Source organism: Paraconexibacter sp., from assembly GCF_041602235.1.
Classification (GTDB): Bacteria; Actinomycetota; Thermoleophilia; order Solirubrobacterales; family Solirubrobacteraceae; genus Paraconexibacter.
On the sequence record NZ_JBFIGP010000014.1, the window covers coordinates 1 to 19,476 of the forward strand.

The window sequence follows — 19,476 nt, forward strand, 5'->3', positions numbered from 1 at the left end:
CGTCGTCCCGTGGCTGGGCTCCGAGAAGGAGGCGGGCTACACGGACGAGGAGATGAAGATGCTGACCGAGAGCCGCAAGATCCTCGGTCTGCCCGATCTCGCGGTGTCGCCCACCTGTGTCCGGGTGCCGGTGATGGTCGGTCACGCCATCGAGCTGCGTGCCACGTTCGAGCGCGAGCCGAGTGTCGACGGCGCCAAAGAGGCCCTGGCCGCGATGCCGGGCGTCGAGCTCGACGACGTGCCGACCCCCCTCGAGTGGGCGGGGCGCGACGAGGTCTGTGTCGGACGCATCCGCCAGGACCTCGGGGATCGCTTCAGCCTGAACCTGTTCGTCGTGGGCGACAACCTGCTGAAGGGCGCGGCGCTGAACACGGTGCAGATCGCGGAGCTGCTGGTGCAGCGCGGCCTGGTCGGCGCTGCGGCCTGAGCGGCCGCGCGGGACCCGCTGCTATCTGAGCGCGCTCGTCAGGCCGTGCCGGTGAACAGCTCGCCGGCACGGATCCGCGCCGCCATGTCCTTGGACTCGGCGCGGTAGGCGCTGCCGTCCTCGAACTCGATGACCGGCAGGTGCTTCTGGCCGCTGAGCTTCTCGACGTCGGGGCGGTTGGACTTCTTGATCGGCTGCTTGACGATCTCGTAGTCGATCCCCTGCTCCCGCAGCGCCTTCTCGACGACCCAGCACGCGTCGGCGTTGACGTGCAGCCAGGTGAAGGGGCAACGGTGGAGCTTGACCTTGGGCATGCGCCCGAGCCTACCCGAGCCGGTGCTGCTGTTGGGTGGACAAGGACGCGAGCTCGCGTCGTGTCCGCACCCCGAGCTTGCGGTAGATGTTGCGACGGTGCGTGCGCACCGTCTCCACGCTGACGTGGAGCGCGAGCGCGATCTCGGCGTTGGACCGGCCCTGCTGGAGATGGCCGAAGACGTCCGCCTCGCGGGGCGTCAGCAGATCCGGGCCAGTCGGCTCGGCGTGGTTGGTGCTCGCGCTGGAGGGACCGTCGGTGCGTGGCAGCACCTGCAGGCCCCGCGACGCGAGGTGGATGGCGTTCAGCACGTCCCGGGCCTGGGTGTCCTTGCTCAGGCACGCGGTGGCGCCGAACGCGAGCATCTGGTTGGCCTCGACGGCGGTCGGCCGGCTCGCCAGCACGACGATCTGCGTCTCGGGGTGCGCGGTGTGCAGGCGATGGACGTCCACGGGGGTGCGCAGGTCGCCGAAGTTCACGAGCGCCACGCGTGGGCGGTGGGTGCGGAAGACGCCGTCGAGGTCGTCGTGGGCGACGTCGTGGGCGACCAGATCGAGATGCTCGTCGTCCTCGATGAACGAGCGCAGGCCGCGCGCCACGAGATCCTCGAAGCGGGAGATGGCGACGGTGATGGAGCGACGGTGGACCATGGGGAAAGTGGCGACGGCCCCCCGCGATCCGGACCGCTGAGGACTCTATCGGCAGATCTCGCCGAAAGGGTGAGCCCACCTTCACCCGGACTTCACCCGCGATCTCCCCCTGTGATCACCCTCCGCAGGTGACGACAGTCACAGCGCGGTGCGGCACTCTACGTCGTGTCGCCGGAGGGACCCGGCACGGACACCGGCCAGCGGAGGGTCGGAACGAAATCTTCCCTGGGGCGGAATGGGGTACGCAACACCGGGAAAGCGAAAGAGCGGGCCACTGGCCCGCTCTTTCGCGTTCGTGGGGAGTCCCCGACACCCCGCTGGCGATGTTGCCGCAGGTGCGACGAGCCTGCGACCAGCGGCAAGACGGCCGCTGGGCACTGTGCTCGATCGCACGGACACCCTTGTGACCTTCCCGCCCGCGGGGGTACAGGTGTTCGTATGTACGAGCATCTGGACCACGGAGACCGACGCCTGGACCTCGCCGAGCTCACCGAGCTCGGGATGCGGCTGCAGCAGGACCACGCGCGGCTGGAAGAGCAGGCCCTCCCGACGCGCCAGCGCCTCATCGCGCTCGGACCGGCCGGCTTGTTCGCGTTGGCGGCTGCCGAGCAGCTCCAGGCGGACAGCGAGTCCGACCGTCACCTCCGTCGGCTGCACCTGATCGCCGCCAACGCCGCGCAGCGCCTGGGCGAGCAGCTCGTCGCCGAGCGCCTCGGCGCCTGAGCGTCGCGGATCGGGCCCCCGGCGGGGCTAGGAGTCCAGCTCGTCGTCGCGCACGGGATCGATCTCCCGTCGCAGACGCTCACGGGCCGCATCGATGCGCGAGACGTCCAGCGGCCCGGCGGGCGCGGTCGCACCGCGCGGAGGACCGAGCGCCTGCGCGCGCCGGGTCAGCTCGTCGTCCTCGATCCCGGGGAGGATGGTTCGTGGCGCGCCGGGCCGGGCGCCGGCGGCACGCTGCTTCTTCGTCGGACGCCGCCCGGTCAGCGACGAGGTGAGATCACGGAGGCCCATCCGCACCCCATCCTATGCGGCACGGCCCACGGGGACGCCATGACGTCACCGGCTGCAAGCTCCCGCCCGCCCGCACGCCGTGGGCGCCGGCAGGACGGCGAATCCGTGTCGCGCACGCCGGTGTTCCGCGCTAGGCTCGATCGATGGCCTCGGGAGTCCGAAGCCTCCGACGTGCAGTTCTCCTCATTGGCGCGCTGGCAGTCGCCGTGACGGTCACCGGTGCGACCGCGCAGGCCGCCACGAGCTGCAAGGAGAAGCGCTTCATCAGCGTCATCCTGGACGACAGCGGATCGATGCGCAGCAGCGACCGCAACGCCCTGCGCGCCGACGCCGCGCTCCTGCTCATCGAGAACCACCGCATGGCGCGCAACGCCGTGCAGGTCATCGAGTTCGGCTCCAGCGCCTCGGAGGTCGTGCCGTGGCAGTTCATCCCCGCGACGAGTGCGGGGCGCGGAGCGCTGATCAAGGCGGTCCTCGACGCGACGAAGGCCGACAACCAGGACACCAACTACAACGCCGCGTTCTCGCTGGCGAACGTGACGAGGAGCCGGCGCACGATCGACTCGAACTTCGTCGACCGCTCGAACCTCGACGCCCGGATCTTCCTGACCGACGGTCGGCCCACGGCGAAGTTCGGGCCGCTGGACGGCGGACACCGCGTGGGCATCCCCACGTACCCGATCGGCTTCGGCGACGCCAACCGGCGGGTGCTGGACCAGATCGCCCGCGACACGGGCGTCAACAACGGGCGCGCGTTCACCGCCCGGAGCCCCGGGCAGCTGCTCGACGTCATGAACCGGATCGTCGCCAGACTCGCCTGCGACAGGCTGACGCGCCGATCGGCGACCGTGAAGCCCGGACGGACACGGACGGCCCGCTCGCCGTCCCTCTCCACCAAGGACACCGGGATGCTGATCGACTTCATCCTCGGCGAGGCGTGCGACGCGGCCGACGTCGCGTGCCTGGAAGGTCACCGGCTCGAGCAGAAGCGCCGTGCGACCGCCAGCGACCGCCGCAGGCTGCGACGGAACATCACCGCTGCCGAGCGTCGCCGTCTCGACCGCGACGACCTCGTCCTCGACGCGATCTCCATCGGGTTCGCCATGGCGGGCGTCCTGCCGCCGGTCACCAAGTCGCAGAACGCCACCGCGACGCCGCGCTGCCGGCTGACCCGGACCCTGCACCTGAAGCGCAGGAAGAACCGTGCCCGCTCGTCGGTGGCTCACCGGCCCGTCGCGATCGGTTCCGCCTCCGGGTTCACCACCCACCCCGACAAGGCCCTGCCCCCCAAGCTGACGGCGACCTGCCGGGCCGGCCAGGGGTACCTGCTCGTCGACCTGAAGCGCAAGGGCCGGGGGAGCGTGCGGGGCGTGCTCGGCAAGCGGCCCCGCTTCACGATCCGCCGCGCGAAGAAGTCGGGGCGGGTGCGCGGCGCCACCCGGGTGGGCTTCACGCCGCACCGCTGACGCCACGCGGCCCGGGTGCCGAACGCGGCGGGGGCGCCCCCGGAACGACCGAGGCCGCCTCGTAGGGCGGCCTCGGATCACGACGACGCAGGTGCGCGATGGGCGGGCTACCAGCCTCCGTCGCCCGCTCCGGCCCCGGCACCGACCCCGGCGATGACGCTCGTCGACCAGTCGACCACGGCGGTCGGCTTGACGACGTGGCGCTGCAGGCCGAGCTCCTTCGGCGACAGGCCCAGGGCCAGGCCGACGAGCTGGGGCAGGTGCAGGACCGGCATGTTCAGCGGCGTCGGCGACAGGCGCGCGGCGATCGGCTGCTGCAGGTCCAGGTTGAGGTGGCACAGCGGGCACGGGGTCACGATGCAGTCGGCGTCCGCGCTCTGCGCATCACCGAGGTTGCGGGCCGCCATCTTCAGCGACGCTTCCTTCTTCATCGTGATGATCGGGAAGCCGCAGCACTTGTGCGAGCCGGCGTAGTCGATGACGGTGCCGCCGAGCGCCTCGATCACGAGCGACAGGTACGAGTCGCGCGGGTTCTCGTCGTCGATGCCCAGGCGATCGATCGGGCGCACGATGTAGCAGCCGTAGAACGGGCCGACCTTGAGGTTGGTCAGCGGGCGGACGACCTTCTCGCGGAGCTTGTCGAGACCGAGGTCCTCGACCAGCACCCACAGGAAGTTCTTGTTGGCGATGCCCTGCTCGTACTTGAGCCCCTCGGACGCGAGCGTCTCGTTGACGTGGTCGCGGTAGACCGCGTTGGCGTCGAGGCGCTCCTGGCACTCCGACTGCGCGCCCTGGCAGGTCGAGCAGATGTTCATCATCAGCTCGGCGCCGTTCTTCATCTCCTGCTGCGCAAGAGCGAACGTGCGGGCGTTCAGGGTGTCGGCGAGCTCCTGGTTGTGCTCGGCGATGACGCCCGCGCCGGTGCAGCACGCGCGATCGAGCTCGACGAGCTCGATGCCGAGCTTGGGCGCGACGAGGGCCATGGACCCGTGGAGCTCGGGGGTGAAGCCGCGGCTCACACAGCCCGGCCAGTAGGCGACCTTCATCAGGTGGTGCTCCCCTCGGCGGCGCCCGCAACGGGCTCGTTGTCCTTGTCGTCTCCGACCACGTAGAGGTTCAGCTCGTAGCGATCCTCGCGGCCCTGCACCTCGTCGTAGATCCGCTGCACGTTCTTCAGGTCGCTCTTGGCGAGCTTGTGCGGGAAGAGCGCGGCCTTCGGCGTCACCTTGCGGCGCAGCAGCGCCTTCGTGATCGCCGGCAGGGAGTCGACGAGCTCGGCGCCGGCCTTCGGCGCGAACTTGCCGAACCAGCTGTTGCCGCCGTAGGACCGGGGCAGCAGCTCGGCCTCGTGCAGCAGGCCGCCATCCTTGACCAGCGTGACGAACGCCGCCTCGTGGCGGTGCCCGTTGTTGCGGTCGTCGATGTGGTGATCGGCACCCGCGCGACGGCGCAGACGCATGATCTGGTTCATGGGGGCGACGCCCTTGGGGCACGCCTCGACGCACTTGAAGCAGTGCGTGCAGTTGTAGAGGCCGTTGGGGTCCTCGGCGAGGTCCTTCAGGCGCTGGGCCTGCTCGGCGTCGCGGGGATCCCCGACGAAGCGGTACGCCTTGGCGAGCGCGGCCGGGCCGATGAAGCCGGGGTCGACCTCCATCGACAGGCAGTCCGACACGCAGGCGCCGCACTGGATGCAGGCCATCGTCTGCGTGACGTCCACCATCGACTCGCGGTCGACGATGTACTCGCGCTCCGGCACCGGCGTCTTGCCGATCAGCCAGGGGGTGACGCGGTGGATCTTCTTCCAGTGGACCGCGTCCATGTCGACGATCAGGTCCTTGATGACGGGCATGTTGCCCATCGGCTCGACCGTGATCTTGCCGTCGGTCGACCGCTTGATCGCGTCGCCCAGGTGGGTGTGGCAGGCCAGGCCGGGCTGGCCGTTGACGCGCACGCCGCACGATCCGCAGATCGCGGCACGGCAGGAACAGCGCACGCCGATCGAGCCGTCGAACCGTGCCTTGGCCTGGAGGATGCCCTCCAGGACGGAGCGGTGCGGTTCGAGCTGGATCGTGTGCTCGTCCCAGTACGGGGCTTCGCCGGACTCCGGGTCGTAGCGGCGCAGCCGCAGCGTGAAGTCCTGCGGGGGCTTACGAGTATCCATCTAGTACTTGCGCTCCTCGGGCTGCCACTGGGTGATCGTCACCGGCGAGTAGTGGATCTTCGGCACGTCGTCGCCGTCAATCGTCGTGTTGATGTGCTTCTGCCATTCCTCGTCGTTGCGCTCCGGGAAGTCCGTGCGGAACTGTGCTCCGCGGGACTCCTTGCGCTCCAGCGCCGCGACGACCGTGCACTCGGCGGCGTCGAGCATGTACCCGAGCTCGATGGCGCCGAGGACGTCCTGGTTGAAGACCGTTCCCTGATCGTCGATGTAGGCGGTCTTGGCCTCCTCCTTGAGCCGTCGCACGACCTCGTGCGCGTGCTGGAGGCCGGGCTCGTCGCGGAACACGGCGACGTAGCGGTTCATGACGGTGCCGAGCTCGTCCTTGATCTCGGAGACGCGGCGGCCGGTCTTCGCGCGGCCGATGATCTCCTTGATCTCGGCGGCGTCGCGCTGCAGCTGCGAGTCGTCGTTGGAGGGCATCGTCATGCCCTTGGCGCGCGCTGCGGCGTGCTCGCCGGAGCGACGGCCGAAGATCAGCGTGTCGAGCAGCGAGTTGGCACCGAGGCGGTTGCCGCCGTGCACCGACACGCAGGCGACCTCGCCGGCGGCGTACAGGCCGGACACGGGGGTCTCGCCGTTCACGTCGGTCTTGACGCCGCCCATGATGTAGTGCTGGCCGGGACGGATCAGGATCGGCTCCCGCGTGATGTCCACGCCGGCGAAGTCCTTGCCGATGTTGACGATCTCGCGCAGCGACTCGAGCGTGCGCTTCTTCGGGACGACGGTGATGTCGAGGTAGATGCCCGAGCCGTCGGGACCGACGCCGCGGCCCTCGTTGATCTCGGTCTGCTCGGCGCGCGACACGACGTCGCGGGAGGCGAGCTCCATCTTGTTCGGCGCGTACTTCTCCATGAAGCGCTCGCCGTCGGCGTTGAGCAGGTGGGCGCCCTCGCCGCGCGCGCCCTCGGTGATGAGGAAGCCGTTCTCGACCAGGGTGGTCGGGTGGTACTGGATCATCTCCATGTCCATCAGCGGCACGCCGACGCGGTAGGCCTGCGCGATGCCGTCCGCGGTGCAGATCAGCGCGTTGGTCGTGGGCTTCCAGACCTGTCCGGCGCCGCCGGAGGCGAGGATGACGTTCTTGGCCGTGAAGGTCTCCATCGCGCCGGTGCGGATGTTCCGCGCCACGCAGCCGGTGCACGCACCGCTCTCGTCGAGGATCAGGGAGGTGGTGAACCACTCCTCGTAGCGGTCGACCGTGTCCGAGTGCTTCATCAGCTGCTCGTAGAGGACGTGGAGGATCGCCTGGCCGGTGATGTCCGCGACGTAGGCGGTGCGCTTGACCGAGGCGCCGCCGAAGGCACGGAGGTCGAGCTGACCGTCGTCGTTGCGGTGGAAGGTCACCCCGATGTGCTCGAGGTGCAGCACCTCGGCGGGGGCCTCGGAGCACATCACCTCGATCGCGTCCTGGTCGCCCAGGAAGTCGGAGCCCTTGACCGTGTCGTAGGCGTGCGAGCGCCAGTCGTCGGTGACGCTGACGGCGGCGTTGATGCCACCTGCGGCGGCCACCGAGTGCGACCGGACGGGATGGACTTTGGACATGATCGCCACCGTCACGCCGGCTTCTGCGGCGGCGAGGGCGGCACGCTGGCCAGCGAGGCCGGCGCCGATGATCAGAACGTCATGTGAAGGCATGGACTCTCTCTGCGGCGGACGGTTCCGGGGACGCACTCTATACGTGAACGGGCCTCGTCCGGCCTGCGCCTTCGCGCGTCCGGGCGCGTCGGAAACCCGACCGTTCCGGCAGGATTTCGTCGGCCGGCGTGTCGCCCCGGCGAGGGGCGGGCGCGACGCCGGACGTTCGTCTCAGTCCGCGGCCCCGGCGGCGGCGCCGAGGGCCCGCCGGACCTGCTCCACCGTCACGACACCGCAGAGGCGCTCCTCGCCGTCGACCACCATGAGGGCGCCGAGCCTGCGGAGCGGTTCGGAGGTGAGCAGCGACTCCAGCGGTTCGTCGCTGGAGATCCGGTACTCGTCCGGCGTTGCGTCCAGCATGTCCGCGACGGGGAGGACCGGCTGTCCCTGCGCGACGGCTCCGTCGACGCGCTCCTGCGGAAGGATGCCGAGGAAGCGGCCGCTCGCCGGATCGACGACCGGGAACCAGGGCCAGCCGTACCGCAGGAAGAAGTCCTCCTGAGCGCGGAGCGCCGCCGTGTCGGCGGGCATCGCGACCGGTTCGCTGTCCATGAGGTCCCCCACGGTCACGCCGTCGATGCGCTCGGAGAACTCGCTCGTGGCGACCGCTCCGGTCGCGGCCTGACCGAGGAACCAGCCGAGCACCATCAGCCAGACGCCGTTGATCGGATCGCTGGTGAACGCGAGCAGGGCGCCGACGCCGATGAGGATGTAGCTGAACCCCTGACCGAGGCGGGCGGAGAACCGCGTGCCGCGGTTCTTGTCGCCCGTCACCCGCCACGCGATGGCGCGGGCGATGCGGCCCCCGTCGAGCGGGAACGCCGGCACCATGTTGAACACGAACAGGAACGCGTTGATGGTGAACAGCCAGCTCGCGAGCGCGAGCGTGGGCGAGGTGCTCGCCGCCGTGAACTCCACGTTGTCGAAGAACTCCCCGGCCCGGGACAGCCCGAGCCCGAGCCCCAGGCACAGCGCGCAGACGAGCAGCGTGACCGCGGGACCGGCCGCGGCGATGCGGAACTCCTCGCCCGGGGATCGGCTGTCACGGCTGAGCTTGGCGAGCCCGCCGAAGAACCACAGGTCGATGCCCTCGATGCCGATCCCGGCGCGGCGGGCGACCAGGGCGTGGCCGAGCTCGTGCGCGATCAGCGATGTGAAGAACAGCAGGGCTCCGGCGACCGCGACGAGGTAGGCCTCCGTCTCGGACCCGCCGAGCACGTCGCGGAACCAGCCCGAGAGGAAGTAGATCATCAGGAACAGGAACAGGAACCAGCTCGGGCTGGCCCCGATCCGGATCCCGAAGATCCGGCCCAGTTGGACGGAAGAGCGACCGATCACGCGGACATCGTCGCACGCTGCAGGAAGCCGATGAGCCTCTCGGCGAACACGTCGGGCTGGTCGTCGACGACGAAGTGCCCGGTGCCCGGGATGACGTCGAGCTCGGCGCCCGGGATCTCCGCGACGAGGCGGTGGGCGCCCGCCAGCGGGGCGAACGGGTCGTCCTCGCCCCAGAGCACGAGGGTCGGGACACCGAGCGCCGCGAGCTTCCCGTCGTGCTCGGCGAGCTCCTCGAAGTTCCCGGAGCGGTAGAGGTCCAGCGCGGCGTGCCGTCCGTCCTCCGTCGCGAACGCGCGGCCGTACTCGGCGAGGGCCTCCTCGTCCATCCCCGGGGAGAGGCTCCGCAGGATCCCCGCGACCCCCTCCGGCGTCAGCTGGGCCACGAGCTCCTCGCCGGTGCCGGGCTCGCGCATCGCCTTGGCCATGCCGTGCCACTTGCCGTCGGGGAAGAAGCCGCTGTCGCTGATGGACAGCGCGGTGACGGCGTCGGGGTGCTCGCACGCCCAGCGCAGGCCGATCAGGCCACCCCAGTCGTGGACGACGAGGGCCACGCGGTCCAGGCCGACCGCGCGGCGAAAGGTCTCGAGCGCCTCGACGTGCAGGGCCCAGGTGGCGGGCCGGCGCAGCGGCGAGGAGCCGTAGCCGGGCAGGTCCGGTGCCACCGCGCGGAAGCCGGCTTCACCCAGGGCTCGCAGCGGTCGGCTCCACATGTGCGAGGACTCCGGCCACCCGTGCACGAGCAGGACGGCCGGTCCGTCGGACGGGCCGGCCTCGCGGTACGCGAGTCCGGCGGCACGCGGCAAGTCGGGCATCTGACGACCCCCTCAGGTCCTGCGCTCAGGCCGCCACCGGCAGGTTGCGGTCCACGATGGCGCGCGCATCGACCTGTGGCGGCAGCGTGCCGAAGACCTGCCCGGCGTCGCCACCGAGCCGGGCGGCGCAGAAGGCGTCGCTGACCGCGGCGGGCGCGTGTCGCAGCAGGAGCGACCCCTGCAGCGCGAGCGCCATCTTCTCGACGATCCGCCGCGCACGGACCTCGACGTGCTCGGTGTCTCCGAACTCCGCTCGCAGCCCGGAGACGAACGTGTCGTAGCGGGCGTCCGCGCCACCGGCGAGCGCCAGCTCGTCGAAGAAGACTTGCAGGACCTCGGGCTCCTTGGTGAGCGCGCGCAGGACGTCGAGCGCGTTGACGTTGCCGGAGCCCTCCCAGACGGAGTTCAGCGGGGCCTCGCGGTACAGGCGCGGCATGAAGGACGCCTCCACGTAGCCGTTGCCGCCGAGGCATTCGAGCGTCTCGGCCGCGAGCATCGGGAACCGCTTGCAGACGTAGAACTTCGAGACGGCGGTCGCCAGGCGCTTGAAGCGCTGGGCGGCCTCGTCGCCCCGGTGCGCCTCGTCGTAGGCGCGGGCCAGCCGCATCGACAGGGCGGTGGCCGCCTCGGACTCCAGCGCGAGATCGGCCAGGACGTTCGTCATCAGGGGCTGGTCGACCAGTCGCTTGCCGAACGCGCTGCGGTGCGACGCGTGGTGCAGGGCGTTGGCGACCGCCCAGCGCATGCCCGAGGTCGAGCCGAGCACGCAGTCCAGCCGCGTGTGTCCGACCATCTCGATGATCGTCGCCACGCCGCGGCCCGGCTCGCCGACCAGTCGGCCCCACGTGCCGTCGAACTCCACCTCCGACGAGGCGTTGGAGCGGTTGCCGAGCTTGTCCTTCAGGCGCTGCAGGCGGAAGACGTTGCGGGACCCGTCGGGCAGGATCCGGGGGACGAGGAAGCACCCGATGCCCTCCTCGGTCTGCGCGAGCACGAGGAACAGGTCGCTCATCGGCGCGCTGCAGAACCACTTGTGGCCGCGCAGCAGGTACTCGGCGCCCGGGCCCCCGCCGTTCAGGGGCGTGGCGGTGGTCGTGTTGGACCGCACGTCGGAGCCGCCCTGCTTCTCGGTCATCGCCATCCCGCAGACCGCGGCCCCCTTCTCCGAAGCCGGTCGCAGGGTGCCGTCGTAGGTCGTCGACAGGATCAGCGGCTCGAGCTCCGCGGCGATCTCGGGCTGGGCCCGGAGGGCCGGCACCGCGGCGAAGGTCATCGTCGTCGGGCAGGCGAACCCGAACTCGGCCTGGGTCGCGGTCAGGTACAGGGCCGTGCGGGCGACGTGACCCGGCCGCTCCGCGGTGGTCTCCGTCCACGGGAGCGAGTGCAGCTCGTGCTCGCGGGAAAGCGCCATGAGCCGGTGCCAGCTCGGATGGAACTCGACCTCGTCGATGCGGTGACCGAACCGGTCGTGGGTCGTCAGGACGGGCCGGTGCTCCTCCACCTGGAAGCCCCACTCGATCCCGTCCGAGCCCCACGCCCGTCCGACCTCCACGGCACGGTCGTGGGCCCAGGCGCCACCCTCGCGCTCGAGGGCCTCGACGAGGGGCCGGTTGGTCGTGAAGAGGTTCAGCGGCCACAGGGAAGGCGGCTGGTTGGTGACCTCGTGGGTCGCGGACGCGGAGGCTGCAGGGACGGTCGTGGCCATACTCGGATCGTACGCCGTCGGGTGCTCATCGACCGCACGCCGATAGCATCGCGCCCACCTCACCCGAACCAGGAGACATCCGACCGTGAGCACCCCCGTCAACGTAGTCGTCACCGGCGCCGCCGGCCAGATCGGCTACGCACTGCTGTTCCGCATCGCGTCCGGCGCCATGCTCGGACCCGACACCCCCGTGAACCTCCGTCTGCTGGAGATCCCGCAGGCCGTCAAGGCCGCCGAGGGCACCGCGATGGAGCTCAACGACTGCGCGTTCCCGCTGCTGTCGAAGATCGACATCTACGACGACGCGACCAAGGCCTTCGACGGCGCGAACATCGGCCTGCTCGTCGGTGCCCGTCCCCGTGGCCCGGGCATGGAGCGTGCCGACCTCCTCGAGGCCAACGGCGCGATCTTCAAGCCGCAGGGTGAGGCGATCAACGCCGGCGCCGCCGACGACATCAAGATCCTCGTCGTCGGCAACCCGGCCAACACCAACGCGCTCATCGCGCAGGCCAACGCGCCGGACGTGCCCAAGGAGCGCTTCACCGCGATGACCCGTCTCGACCACAACCGCGCCATCGCGCAGCTGGCCGAGAAGACGGGCGCCACCGTGTCGGACATCACGAACATGGCGATCTGGGGCAACCACTCGCCGACGATGTTCCCGGACCTCTACAACGCCAAGGTCAAGGGCCAGAACGCCTTCGAGGCCGTCGGCTCGGACCTCGACTGGTACCGCGACACCTACCAGCCGACCGTCGGCAAGCGCGGCGCCGCGATCATCGATGCGCGTGGCGCCTCCTCCGCCGCCTCGGCGGCGAGCGCGGCCATCGATCACATCCACGACTGGGTGCTCGGCACGCCCGAGGGTGACTGGGTCTCGATGGCGATCCCGTCCGACGGCAGCTACGGCGTCGCCGAGGGCATCATCAGCTCCTTCCCGGTGACCTGCTCCGGCGGCGAGTACTCCGTCGTCCAGGGCCTCGAGGTCCCGGAGTTCGCGCAGGAGAAGATCGACGCGACCGTCGCCGAGCTCGTCGGCGAGCGCGACGCGGTCAAGGAGCTCGGGCTCGTCGGCTGACCTGTCCGATCCGTGACGTGCGCAGGGGCCGGGTCCGCCGCGAGCGGGGCCGGCCCCTGATGCCTCCGGGGTCCGCTCAGGCGGCGTCGAGGGCGTGCCAGCCGCGGCCCTCCTTGCGGACCAGGCCGTCCTTCTGGAGCCCGGGCAGCACGCGGTAGAGGTAGTTCTGCTTGATGCCCATGGCGTCGGCGAGCTCGGGGATGGTGATGCCCGGCTGCTGCTTGACCAGGGCCAGCGCTTCCTTGCCGCGACTGCCGCTGCCCTTCGGACGGCCGCGCTGGCCGGTTGCCCCGCCCCCGCCGGACTTCGCGCGCGCGGCGCGCCGGGCGGGACGCCGCGACGTCGCCTTGGGTTCGCCCGGCACACCGTCCAGTGCCTGCAGCGCCGCTTCGAGGCGGTGGAACTCCTCGACGAGCGGTTTCAGCTCATCGAGGCGGTGCGCGATCTCCTGACGCTTCTCGTCCAGAAAGTCCGGCATGAAGTCCCCTCTGACGTAAACCGGGCTCGGTCGTGCCCGGGTTTACCGTTAATCGTCACATATTTCGTGAACGATCGTCGGGGTACGACGCGTATCCGCGACTGGTCGCGTCGATCCATGCGCGTCGCGGCCGGTGTGACGGAGGTCCTGCGCGCGGTCCCCGCGCGGTAGGCGATACTCGCCAGCCATGAGACGGAAGATCTCGGTGGTCGGCGCCGGCGCCGTGGGATCGGCGACCTCGCTCCTCCTCGGCAGGCGGCCTGACGCCGACATCGTCCTGGTCGACTCCGACGAGCGCCGCGCCCGGGCGCGCGCGCTCGATCTCACGGCGGCGGTCGCGCTGGACGGCGGTGCCGGGAGCGTGCGGGGCGGCACCTGGAACGACGCGGCCGGGAGCGAGGTCGTGGTCATCGCGCTCGGCGGTCCGGATCCGCTCGGGGGGGTGCGACAGGTCGGGGTGGAGATCGCGCGCCGTGCGCCCGATGCGGTGGTGGTCGTCGTCACGACCCCGGTGGACGCCGCGACCCGCGCCGCGATCGACGCCACCTGCTTCCCCCGTGGACGCGTCATCGGACTCGGCACGGTCGTGGACAGCGCCCGCATGCGGTCGCTGATGGCGCAGGCGGCCGACGTGAGCGTCACGGCGGTCCAGGGCGTGGTGCTCGGAGCCCACGGAGGCGTCCTGGTGCCCGTGACGTCGACGGCCACGATCGCCGGACGGCCCGCCGTGGAGGTGCTCGGGACCGACGGGCTCGACGCGGTCGTCGCCGCCGTCGCGGGGGCCGGCGAGAATCTCGTGGACGGGCTCGGTGAGCGTCCGGGACTGCTCGCTCCGGCGGCCGCGGTCACCGAGGTCGTCGCGGCGATCGTCGACGACAGCCGTCACGTGCTGCCGTGCTCGGCCCTGTGCCAGGGCGAGCTGGGGATCGACGACAGCGTGCTCGCCGTGCCGGTCGTGCTGGGCGCCGACGGCATCGCGGCGATCGTCGACATGACGATGGCCGAGAACGAGCGGCTCGCGCTGCTCGCGGCGGCGGACGCCTGAGCAGGCGCCGAGGCCGGTGGCAGCGGGTCAGGCCGTCAGCAGCTTCTTGAGCCGGTCCAGGGACGCCCGTGCCTCGCGCTCCGGCACCCCGCCGACGAGCGCCTTGCTGGCGATCGAGCCGAGCGGGCCGAGCGGAGCCTTGAAGTCGTTGCGGTAGGAGAAGCGCGTCCCCTTCCCGCCGTCGATCTCGGTGAGGAGGTACTCGGTCTCCGCGTGCGAGCGCGCCGGGCCCCGGCCGTGCCACTCGGCCCGCGCGCCCTCCTCGCAGGTCACGAGCTTCCACGTCACCTTGAAGGGGGCCCCGCGCAGGACCAGCACCTGCTCCATCGTGGCGCCCGTGCGCGGTGGCACCGCGTCGTGGCGGCGCAGCTCCTTGTGGATCGTCACCCAGTCGCCCAGGCGCTGCGGGTCCATGACGAGGTCCCAGACCTCCTTCGGAGGGGCCGGGAGATCGATGCTCACGGTGACTTCGCTGCCGCTCATCGGGGGGATCCTTCCAGCCCGGGGCTCAGCGCGCGGCGAGCGCCTCGACGGACTCCCAGTCACGCAGGGCCCGCTCCACCGCGGCGTCGAAGCTGTGCAGGCGCACCGGGAAGATCCGCTGGGCGTCGTCGTTGCGAGGGAGCAGCGTGCTCTCGAGGCTCTCCATGAGCGGCTCGATCAGGCCCGGGTCCTCGCCCGCGATGGCCGCCGCGACCTTGCTGGCGATGGGGGTCAGGGTGAACGGCAGGCGCACGGCCGGACGGTGGACGAGCATGATGTCGCGGATCCGCTCGATCATCCCCCCGTAGCTCAGGACGTCCGGTCCCGGGATGTCCAGCGAGAGCGGGCCGCGGACCGCGTCGCTGGTCGTCGCGGCGAGGAAGTACGCGACCACGTCGCGCTCGTCGATCGGCTGCGTGAGGCCGCTGTGCCATGCGGGGAGCGGCAGCAACGGGGTCCGTTCCACGAGGCGGACGAGGAAGCGGAAGGACCGGCTGCCCTGCCCGATCACCATGCTGGCCCGGAAGGCGACCGCCTCCGGGGCGGCGCCCAGCAGGATCTCCTCGACCGCGACGCGGCTGGCGAGGTGCCGGGACGCCTGCTTGTCGGTCGGGACGGGCCCGCCGAGGTAGACCACGCGCCGCAGGCCGGCGCGCTGCGCCGCGGTCGCGAAGTGCTCGGCCGAGCGGCGCTCGAGGTCGTCGAATCCGGGCGCGGCGCCCTCCATCGAGTGGATGAGGAAGTACGCGACGTCGATGCCGTCCAGCGCCTCGTCGAGACCGGTGCCCGCGACGGCGTCACCCTGGACCAGCGGGATGTCGTGGCGGACCTTCGCGGGCGTCCGGGCGAACCCGCGGAGCTCGTGGCCGGCGGCCTCGAGGCGTGGGATCAGGACGTTGCCGAGGTAGCCCGAGGCGCCGGTGACGAGAACGTGCATGCGGTCACGGTACGCGGCAGCCGCGCAGACGGACCGTCCGGTCGGCGCGCGATCGGCGGCGAGCGGACGGCCGAGCCGATGGGACGGTGGGGCCAGGGCCGCTCGTCGGGAACGGCGCCGCCCGAGCCGCGCCCTGCACGCGCCCGCCCGTCCACGGGATGGTGCGGAAGTACGATCCCGGCGCCATGCTGATCTTGCGCGCCCTCGAGGCCCGGACCCGTGAGCGGGTGCGCGCCGAGGTCTACGACTACTACGCGGGGGCCGCGGGCGACGAGCGCACCATGGCGGAGAACGCCGAGGCGTGGCAGCGGGTCTGGCTCCGTCCGCGCGCCCTGGTCGACGTCGGCGCCGTCGACCCGGCCGTCACGCTGCTGGGGCACCGGCTGGCGGCGCCGGTCCTCCTGGCCCCGATCGCGGCCCAGCGGATGCTGCATCCCGACGGCGAGCTCGCGAGCGCCCGGGCCGCTGCCGCCGCCGGCAGCCTCTACTGCCTGTCCACCCGGGCCACGGCGGATCTTGCCGAGGTCGCCCTCGCGGCCGACGAGGTCGGTGCGCCGGCCCGCTGGTTCCAGCTGTACGTCCACGACGACCGGGACCGCACCACGGAGGTCCTGCGTCGGGTCCGGGAGCACGGCTACTCGCAGGTGGTCGTCACGGTCGACGTCCCGGTGCCGGGGCGGCGGGAGCGCGAGCTCGGGCACGGTCCGGTCGCGCTGCCGGACGGCGTGGAGATGGCCTCGCACCTCGGTCGCGGGGAGGGGGTCGCCGCCAAGCCGATGATCGGGGGCTGGGACGCGACGCTGGCCTGGGCGGACCTCGCGTGGATCCGTGAGGCGTCGGGGCTCGACGTGATCGTCAAGGGTGTCCTGACCGCCGAGGACGCCCTGCTGGCCATCGACCACGGGGCGAGCGCCGTCGTGGTCTCCAACCACGGCGGTCGCCAGTTGGACGGGACGCTGCCGACGGCCGTGGCGTTGCGGGAGGTCGCGGCCGCGGTCGCCGGCCGGATCCCCGTGCTCGTCGACGGCGGGGTGCGGAGCGGGTCCGACGTCGTCCGCGCGCTGGCGCTGGGTGCCACCGCCGTGCTCGTCGGGCGCCCGTACGCGTGGGGACTGGCCGCCGGGGGTCCCGAGGGTCACGGGGGAGAGGCGGGGGTCCGTGAGGTGCTCGACGCGTTGATCGACGACACCGCCCGAGCCCTCGCGCTCGTCGGGGCGACGAGGTGCGCGGACGTCGGCGCGGAGCACGTCCGGCTTCGCGGCTGGGACTGAGTCCCGCGTCGGACGGGGCTCACGTACTTCTCGCAAACTGCTGGAAGTTCCTCGCTCGGCGGGGGCGAAAGTGAAGGGTTTGCAGCCTCATTGGGGAAGAGCGCGAGAAAACCCCGCCATTTGCGGACTCGCCTCGGAGCGATCCCTGCTGTTAGCGGAAAAACGACCCCGCGCCGCGATTGCACCCCCACCGGTGTCGTGCTTCTATGCCGCCTCCACACCACACCGAGGAGGCCGGAACCACACATGACGAAGGGTCGGACGAGAGCGAAGAAGGTCAGCTGCGAGGACTGCTTCTTCCGCAAGAACATGCTGTGCGCACTGTCGTGCGAGCAGCCGTGTGCAACGTTCCGCCCCGACTCCCCGGAAGGGCTGCGACCCCCGCAGCAGATGCGGTTCCACTTCCGTCAGGAGCGTCGCACCCAGGTCTCCTGGGCGCTCCCCACCGCGCAGGAGCAGGCCGCTCTCCACGCGTGACGGTTCGCGGCGCTAGGCTCCTCGCAGGAGAGAGGAGGAGTGCCGGTGCGTATCACCGTGTTGGGGAAGTCTCCGTCGTGGCAGGACGCGGACGGAGCGTGCAGCGGGTACCTGATCGAGGAAGGCGACACCGCGGTCCTCCTGGACTGCGGGAACGGCGTCTTCTCGAAGCTGCGGCGCTTCCGCGACTACGTGACGCTCGATGCGGTGGTCATCAGTCACCTCCACGCCGACCACTTCCTCGACCTCGTCCCCTTCAGCTACGCGCTGACCTACGCGCCCCGGCAGCAGCCGGTCGCCGTCGACCGCTGGCCCGGGACCGACACGCCCTCGCGTCCACGGCTGTACGCGCCGGACGGCGCGACCGACACGTTCCGTCGCGTGGTGGGTGCGTGGGGCAACGACGACCTCATCGAGAACGCGTTCGAGCTGGTCGAGTACGAGCCGGCGGACGAGCTCGAGATCGGACCCCTGCGCCTGCGCTTCCACCCGGTGCCGCACTATCTCCCGACCTGTGCGATCGACGTCCGGTCGACCGTGAACGGATCCGGGCGCTTCACCTACGGCGCCGACTGCGCCCCGAACGACGCGCTCGTCGAGTTCGCCGACGGCACGGACCTCCTGATGGTGGAGGCGACGCTGCCGCGACCCGAACGCGGCGGCCTGCGCGGACACCTGACCCCGCACGAGGCCGCCGAGCACGGGTCGCGGGCCAGGGTCGGCCGCCTGGTCCTCACGCACATCTCGGACGAGCTCGACACGCTGTGGGCGCGGGGTGAGGCGGAGAAGGCGTTCGACGGGCCGGTGACCGTCGCGCGGGAGGGCGCCGTCTACACGGTCTGATCGTCGTCGGCGATCGGGACGACGTCCACGCTCGCGACGCGATGGTGATCGATCGCCGCCGCCCGGAGCCTGACCCCGTCGACGACGACCGCATCGCCCACGGCGGGCACCCGGCCGAGCCGGTCCTGCAGCGTCCCGCCGATCGAGTGCGCGCGTTCTGCGGTGATGCGGATCCCGGTCGCCCGCTCGAGGTCCATCAGGGAGAGCGCGCCGGGAACGCGATAGCCGTCCTCGCCGAGGCGCTGCACGCCGGCGGCGGGCCGGTCGAACTCGTCCTCGATCTCGCCGACGATCTCCTCGAGGACGTCCTCCAGCGTGACGATGCCGACCGGCGACCCGTACTCGTCGAGGACCACCGCCATGTGCTGACGCTCGGCGCGCATGCGGGTCAGCACGGCATCCACGAGCGCGGTCGGTGGGACGACGACGGCGTCGCGGGCCAGCGCCTGCAGGTCCATCGCTCCTGCCCGTTCGGCCCGCCACACGTCGCGGGCGTGCAGGACGCCGACCAGCGGGCCTCCGAGGGAGGCGACGGCCGGCAGCCGCGAGTGGTTGGACCGGGCCATGTCGGCCGCGACCTCCTCGGGAGGGCAGGACAGGTCGGCGACGGTGACCGCGCTCCACGGCACCATGACGTCGGCGACGGGGCGCCCGCGCAGCTCGACGATCGCGCTGATCATGTCCTCCTCCTCGGCGCCCAGCGCGCCGGCCTCCTCGGCGTCCTGCACGATCGTCAGCAGGTCCTCGCGCGAGACGGGACGGTCCCCGGCGCTCACCGAGGGGATGCCCAGGGGACGCAGCACCAGGGCGGCCGAGGTCTGCAGGATCCACACCGCGGGGGCGGAGAGCCGGCCGAGGAACGTGATCGGACGCGCGACGAAGGCGGCGATCGGCTCGGGGTCGTGGAGGGCGAGGGCCTTGGGCACGAGCTCGCCGAAGGCCACGCTCAGGTAGGTGGTGACCAGGAACCCGGCGACGAACGCCGCCCAGGTGGGCACGCCCTCTCCGAGCAGCTCACGGATCGCGGGCTCCCCGACCGCTCCGAGCAGGATGCCCAGCGCCGTGATCCCGATCTGCACCGTGCCGATCAGGCGGACGGGGTCGTCCATCAGCTTCAGCGCGACCCCCGCGCCGACGTGACCGGCGGCGGCACGCTGTTCCAGCGGGCCGCGTCGCGAGGTCACCAAGGCGTATTCGGCGATGACGAAGAAGGCGTTGGCGGCGACCAGGCCGAATACGGCCAGCAGTCCGATGACGGGCACGTCGGGAACCGTAGCGACGGC

General features: G+C 71.4%; 21 protein-coding genes. 8 read left to right on the forward strand and 13 right to left on the reverse strand.

Features of this window, described 5'->3' with window-relative positions:
• On the forward strand, nucleotides 1–427 hold a 427-nt coding region (locus ABYE80_RS02150), incomplete at its 5' end, for an Asd/ArgC dimerization domain-containing protein (RefSeq protein ID WP_372788310.1).
• 38 nt (nucleotides 428–465) lie between these two features.
• Here ABYE80_RS02150 and ABYE80_RS02155 read toward each other — a convergent pair.
• Together ABYE80_RS02155 and ABYE80_RS02160 are read right to left on the reverse strand one after the other, a co-directional pair.
• Nucleotides 466–741 (reverse strand): glutathione S-transferase N-terminal domain-containing protein, encoded by a 276-nt coding sequence (locus tag ABYE80_RS02155; protein WP_372788311.1) that lies wholly within the window; start codon nucleotides 739–741, stop codon nucleotides 466–468.
• Nucleotides 742–751: 10 nt separating this feature from the next.
• On the reverse strand, nucleotides 752–1,390 hold the full coding sequence (locus ABYE80_RS02160) for a DNA-binding response regulator (RefSeq protein WP_372788312.1): 639 nt from the start codon (nucleotides 1,388–1,390) through the stop codon (nucleotides 752–754).
• Between the two features lie 438 nt (nucleotides 1,391–1,828).
• On the opposite strand from ABYE80_RS02160, the gene ABYE80_RS02165 reads away from it, so the two are divergent.
• The gene (locus tag ABYE80_RS02165; RefSeq protein ID WP_372788314.1) at nucleotides 1,829–2,113 is read left to right on the forward strand and encodes a hypothetical protein; all 285 of its coding nucleotides are present in this window, start codon (nucleotides 1,829–1,831) and stop codon (nucleotides 2,111–2,113) included.
• Nucleotides 2,114–2,140: 27 nt separating this feature from the next.
• Here the strand turns inward: ABYE80_RS02165 and ABYE80_RS02170 are convergent, their stop codons facing one another.
• Entirely contained in the window at nucleotides 2,141–2,404 is a 264-nt protein-coding gene (locus ABYE80_RS02170) for a hypothetical protein (RefSeq protein ID WP_372788315.1), read from the reverse strand.
• 206 nt (nucleotides 2,405–2,610) lie between these two features.
• On the opposite strand from ABYE80_RS02170, the gene ABYE80_RS02175 reads away from it, so the two are divergent.
• Complete coding sequence (locus tag ABYE80_RS02175) at nucleotides 2,611–3,870, forward strand: VWA domain-containing protein (RefSeq protein WP_372788317.1); 1,260 nt, start codon at nucleotides 2,611–2,613, stop codon at nucleotides 3,868–3,870.
• Nucleotides 3,871–3,977: 107 nt separating this feature from the next.
• Here the strand turns inward: ABYE80_RS02175 and ABYE80_RS02180 are convergent, their stop codons facing one another.
• From ABYE80_RS02180 to ABYE80_RS02205, 6 genes are all read right to left on the reverse strand, one after another.
• Entirely contained in the window at nucleotides 3,978–4,916 is a 939-nt protein-coding gene (locus ABYE80_RS02180) for a CoB--CoM heterodisulfide reductase iron-sulfur subunit B family protein (protein ID WP_372788319.1), read from the reverse strand.
• Complete coding sequence (locus ABYE80_RS02185) at nucleotides 4,916–6,031, reverse strand: succinate dehydrogenase/fumarate reductase iron-sulfur subunit (protein ID WP_372788321.1); 1,116 nt, start codon at nucleotides 6,029–6,031, stop codon at nucleotides 4,916–4,918. The genes ABYE80_RS02180 and ABYE80_RS02185 overlap by 1 nt, the downstream gene beginning before the upstream one ends.
• The gene (locus ABYE80_RS02190) at nucleotides 6,032–7,726 is read right to left on the reverse strand and encodes an FAD-binding protein (RefSeq protein ID WP_372788322.1); all 1,695 of its coding nucleotides are present in this window, start codon (nucleotides 7,724–7,726) and stop codon (nucleotides 6,032–6,034) included.
• A gap of 171 nt (nucleotides 7,727–7,897) precedes the next feature.
• Nucleotides 7,898–9,064, reverse strand: a complete 1,167-nt coding sequence (locus ABYE80_RS02195; RefSeq protein WP_372788324.1) for a site-2 protease family protein — start codon at nucleotides 9,062–9,064, stop codon at nucleotides 7,898–7,900.
• Entirely contained in the window at nucleotides 9,061–9,876 is an 816-nt protein-coding gene (locus ABYE80_RS02200) for an alpha/beta fold hydrolase (RefSeq protein ID WP_372788325.1), read from the reverse strand. The genes ABYE80_RS02195 and ABYE80_RS02200 overlap by 4 nt, the downstream gene beginning before the upstream one ends.
• 25 nt (nucleotides 9,877–9,901) lie before the next feature.
• Complete coding sequence (locus ABYE80_RS02205; RefSeq protein ID WP_372788326.1) at nucleotides 9,902–11,581, reverse strand: acyl-CoA dehydrogenase family protein; 1,680 nt, start codon at nucleotides 11,579–11,581, stop codon at nucleotides 9,902–9,904.
• Nucleotides 11,582–11,666: 85 nt separating this feature from the next.
• Here ABYE80_RS02205 and ABYE80_RS02210 point away from each other — a divergent pair, with 85 nt between their 5' ends.
• Nucleotides 11,667–12,659, forward strand: a complete 993-nt coding sequence (locus tag ABYE80_RS02210) for a malate dehydrogenase (protein WP_372788328.1) — start codon at nucleotides 11,667–11,669, stop codon at nucleotides 12,657–12,659.
• Nucleotides 12,660–12,735: 76 nt separating this feature from the next.
• On the opposite strand, the gene ABYE80_RS02215 is transcribed toward ABYE80_RS02210, so the two are convergent.
• The gene (locus tag ABYE80_RS02215) at nucleotides 12,736–13,137 is read right to left on the reverse strand and encodes a hypothetical protein (RefSeq protein ID WP_372788330.1); all 402 of its coding nucleotides are present in this window, start codon (nucleotides 13,135–13,137) and stop codon (nucleotides 12,736–12,738) included.
• 187 nt (nucleotides 13,138–13,324) lie between these two features.
• Here ABYE80_RS02215 and ABYE80_RS02220 point away from each other — a divergent pair, with 187 nt between their 5' ends.
• Nucleotides 13,325–14,182, forward strand: coding sequence for a hypothetical protein (locus tag ABYE80_RS02220; protein ID WP_372788331.1), 858 nt, complete (start codon nucleotides 13,325–13,327; stop codon nucleotides 14,180–14,182).
• Nucleotides 14,183–14,209: 27 nt separating this feature from the next.
• On the opposite strand, the gene ABYE80_RS02225 is transcribed toward ABYE80_RS02220, so the two are convergent.
• On the reverse strand, nucleotides 14,210–14,665 hold the full coding sequence (locus tag ABYE80_RS02225) for an SRPBCC family protein (RefSeq protein WP_372788333.1): 456 nt from the start codon (nucleotides 14,663–14,665) through the stop codon (nucleotides 14,210–14,212).
• Nucleotides 14,666–14,690: 25 nt separating this feature from the next.
• Entirely contained in the window at nucleotides 14,691–15,602 is a 912-nt protein-coding gene (locus ABYE80_RS02230; RefSeq protein ID WP_372788335.1) for an NAD(P)H-binding protein, read from the reverse strand.
• A 185-nt stretch (nucleotides 15,603–15,787) separates the two neighbouring features.
• Here ABYE80_RS02230 and ABYE80_RS02235 point away from each other — a divergent pair, with 185 nt between their 5' ends.
• From ABYE80_RS02235 to ABYE80_RS02245, 3 genes are all read left to right on the forward strand, one after another.
• On the forward strand, nucleotides 15,788–16,873 hold the full coding sequence (locus ABYE80_RS02235; RefSeq protein ID WP_372788336.1) for an alpha-hydroxy acid oxidase: 1,086 nt from the start codon (nucleotides 15,788–15,790) through the stop codon (nucleotides 16,871–16,873).
• Between the two features lie 246 nt (nucleotides 16,874–17,119).
• Nucleotides 17,120–17,350 carry a hypothetical protein gene (locus tag ABYE80_RS02240; protein ID WP_372788337.1) on the forward strand — a complete coding sequence of 77 codons (231 nt, stop codon included), beginning with the start codon at nucleotides 17,120–17,122 and terminating at the stop codon, nucleotides 17,348–17,350.
• Nucleotides 17,351–17,395: 45 nt separating this feature from the next.
• On the forward strand, nucleotides 17,396–18,193 hold the full coding sequence (locus ABYE80_RS02245) for an MBL fold metallo-hydrolase (RefSeq protein ID WP_372788338.1): 798 nt from the start codon (nucleotides 17,396–17,398) through the stop codon (nucleotides 18,191–18,193).
• On the opposite strand, the gene ABYE80_RS02250 is transcribed toward ABYE80_RS02245, so the two are convergent.
• Nucleotides 18,181–19,455 carry a hemolysin family protein gene (locus ABYE80_RS02250; RefSeq protein WP_372788339.1) on the reverse strand — a complete coding sequence of 425 codons (1,275 nt, stop codon included), beginning with the start codon at nucleotides 19,453–19,455 and terminating at the stop codon, nucleotides 18,181–18,183. The two genes, ABYE80_RS02245 and ABYE80_RS02250, sit on opposite strands and share 13 nt — an antisense overlap.
• Between the last annotated feature and the right edge of the window lie 21 nt (nucleotides 19,456–19,476).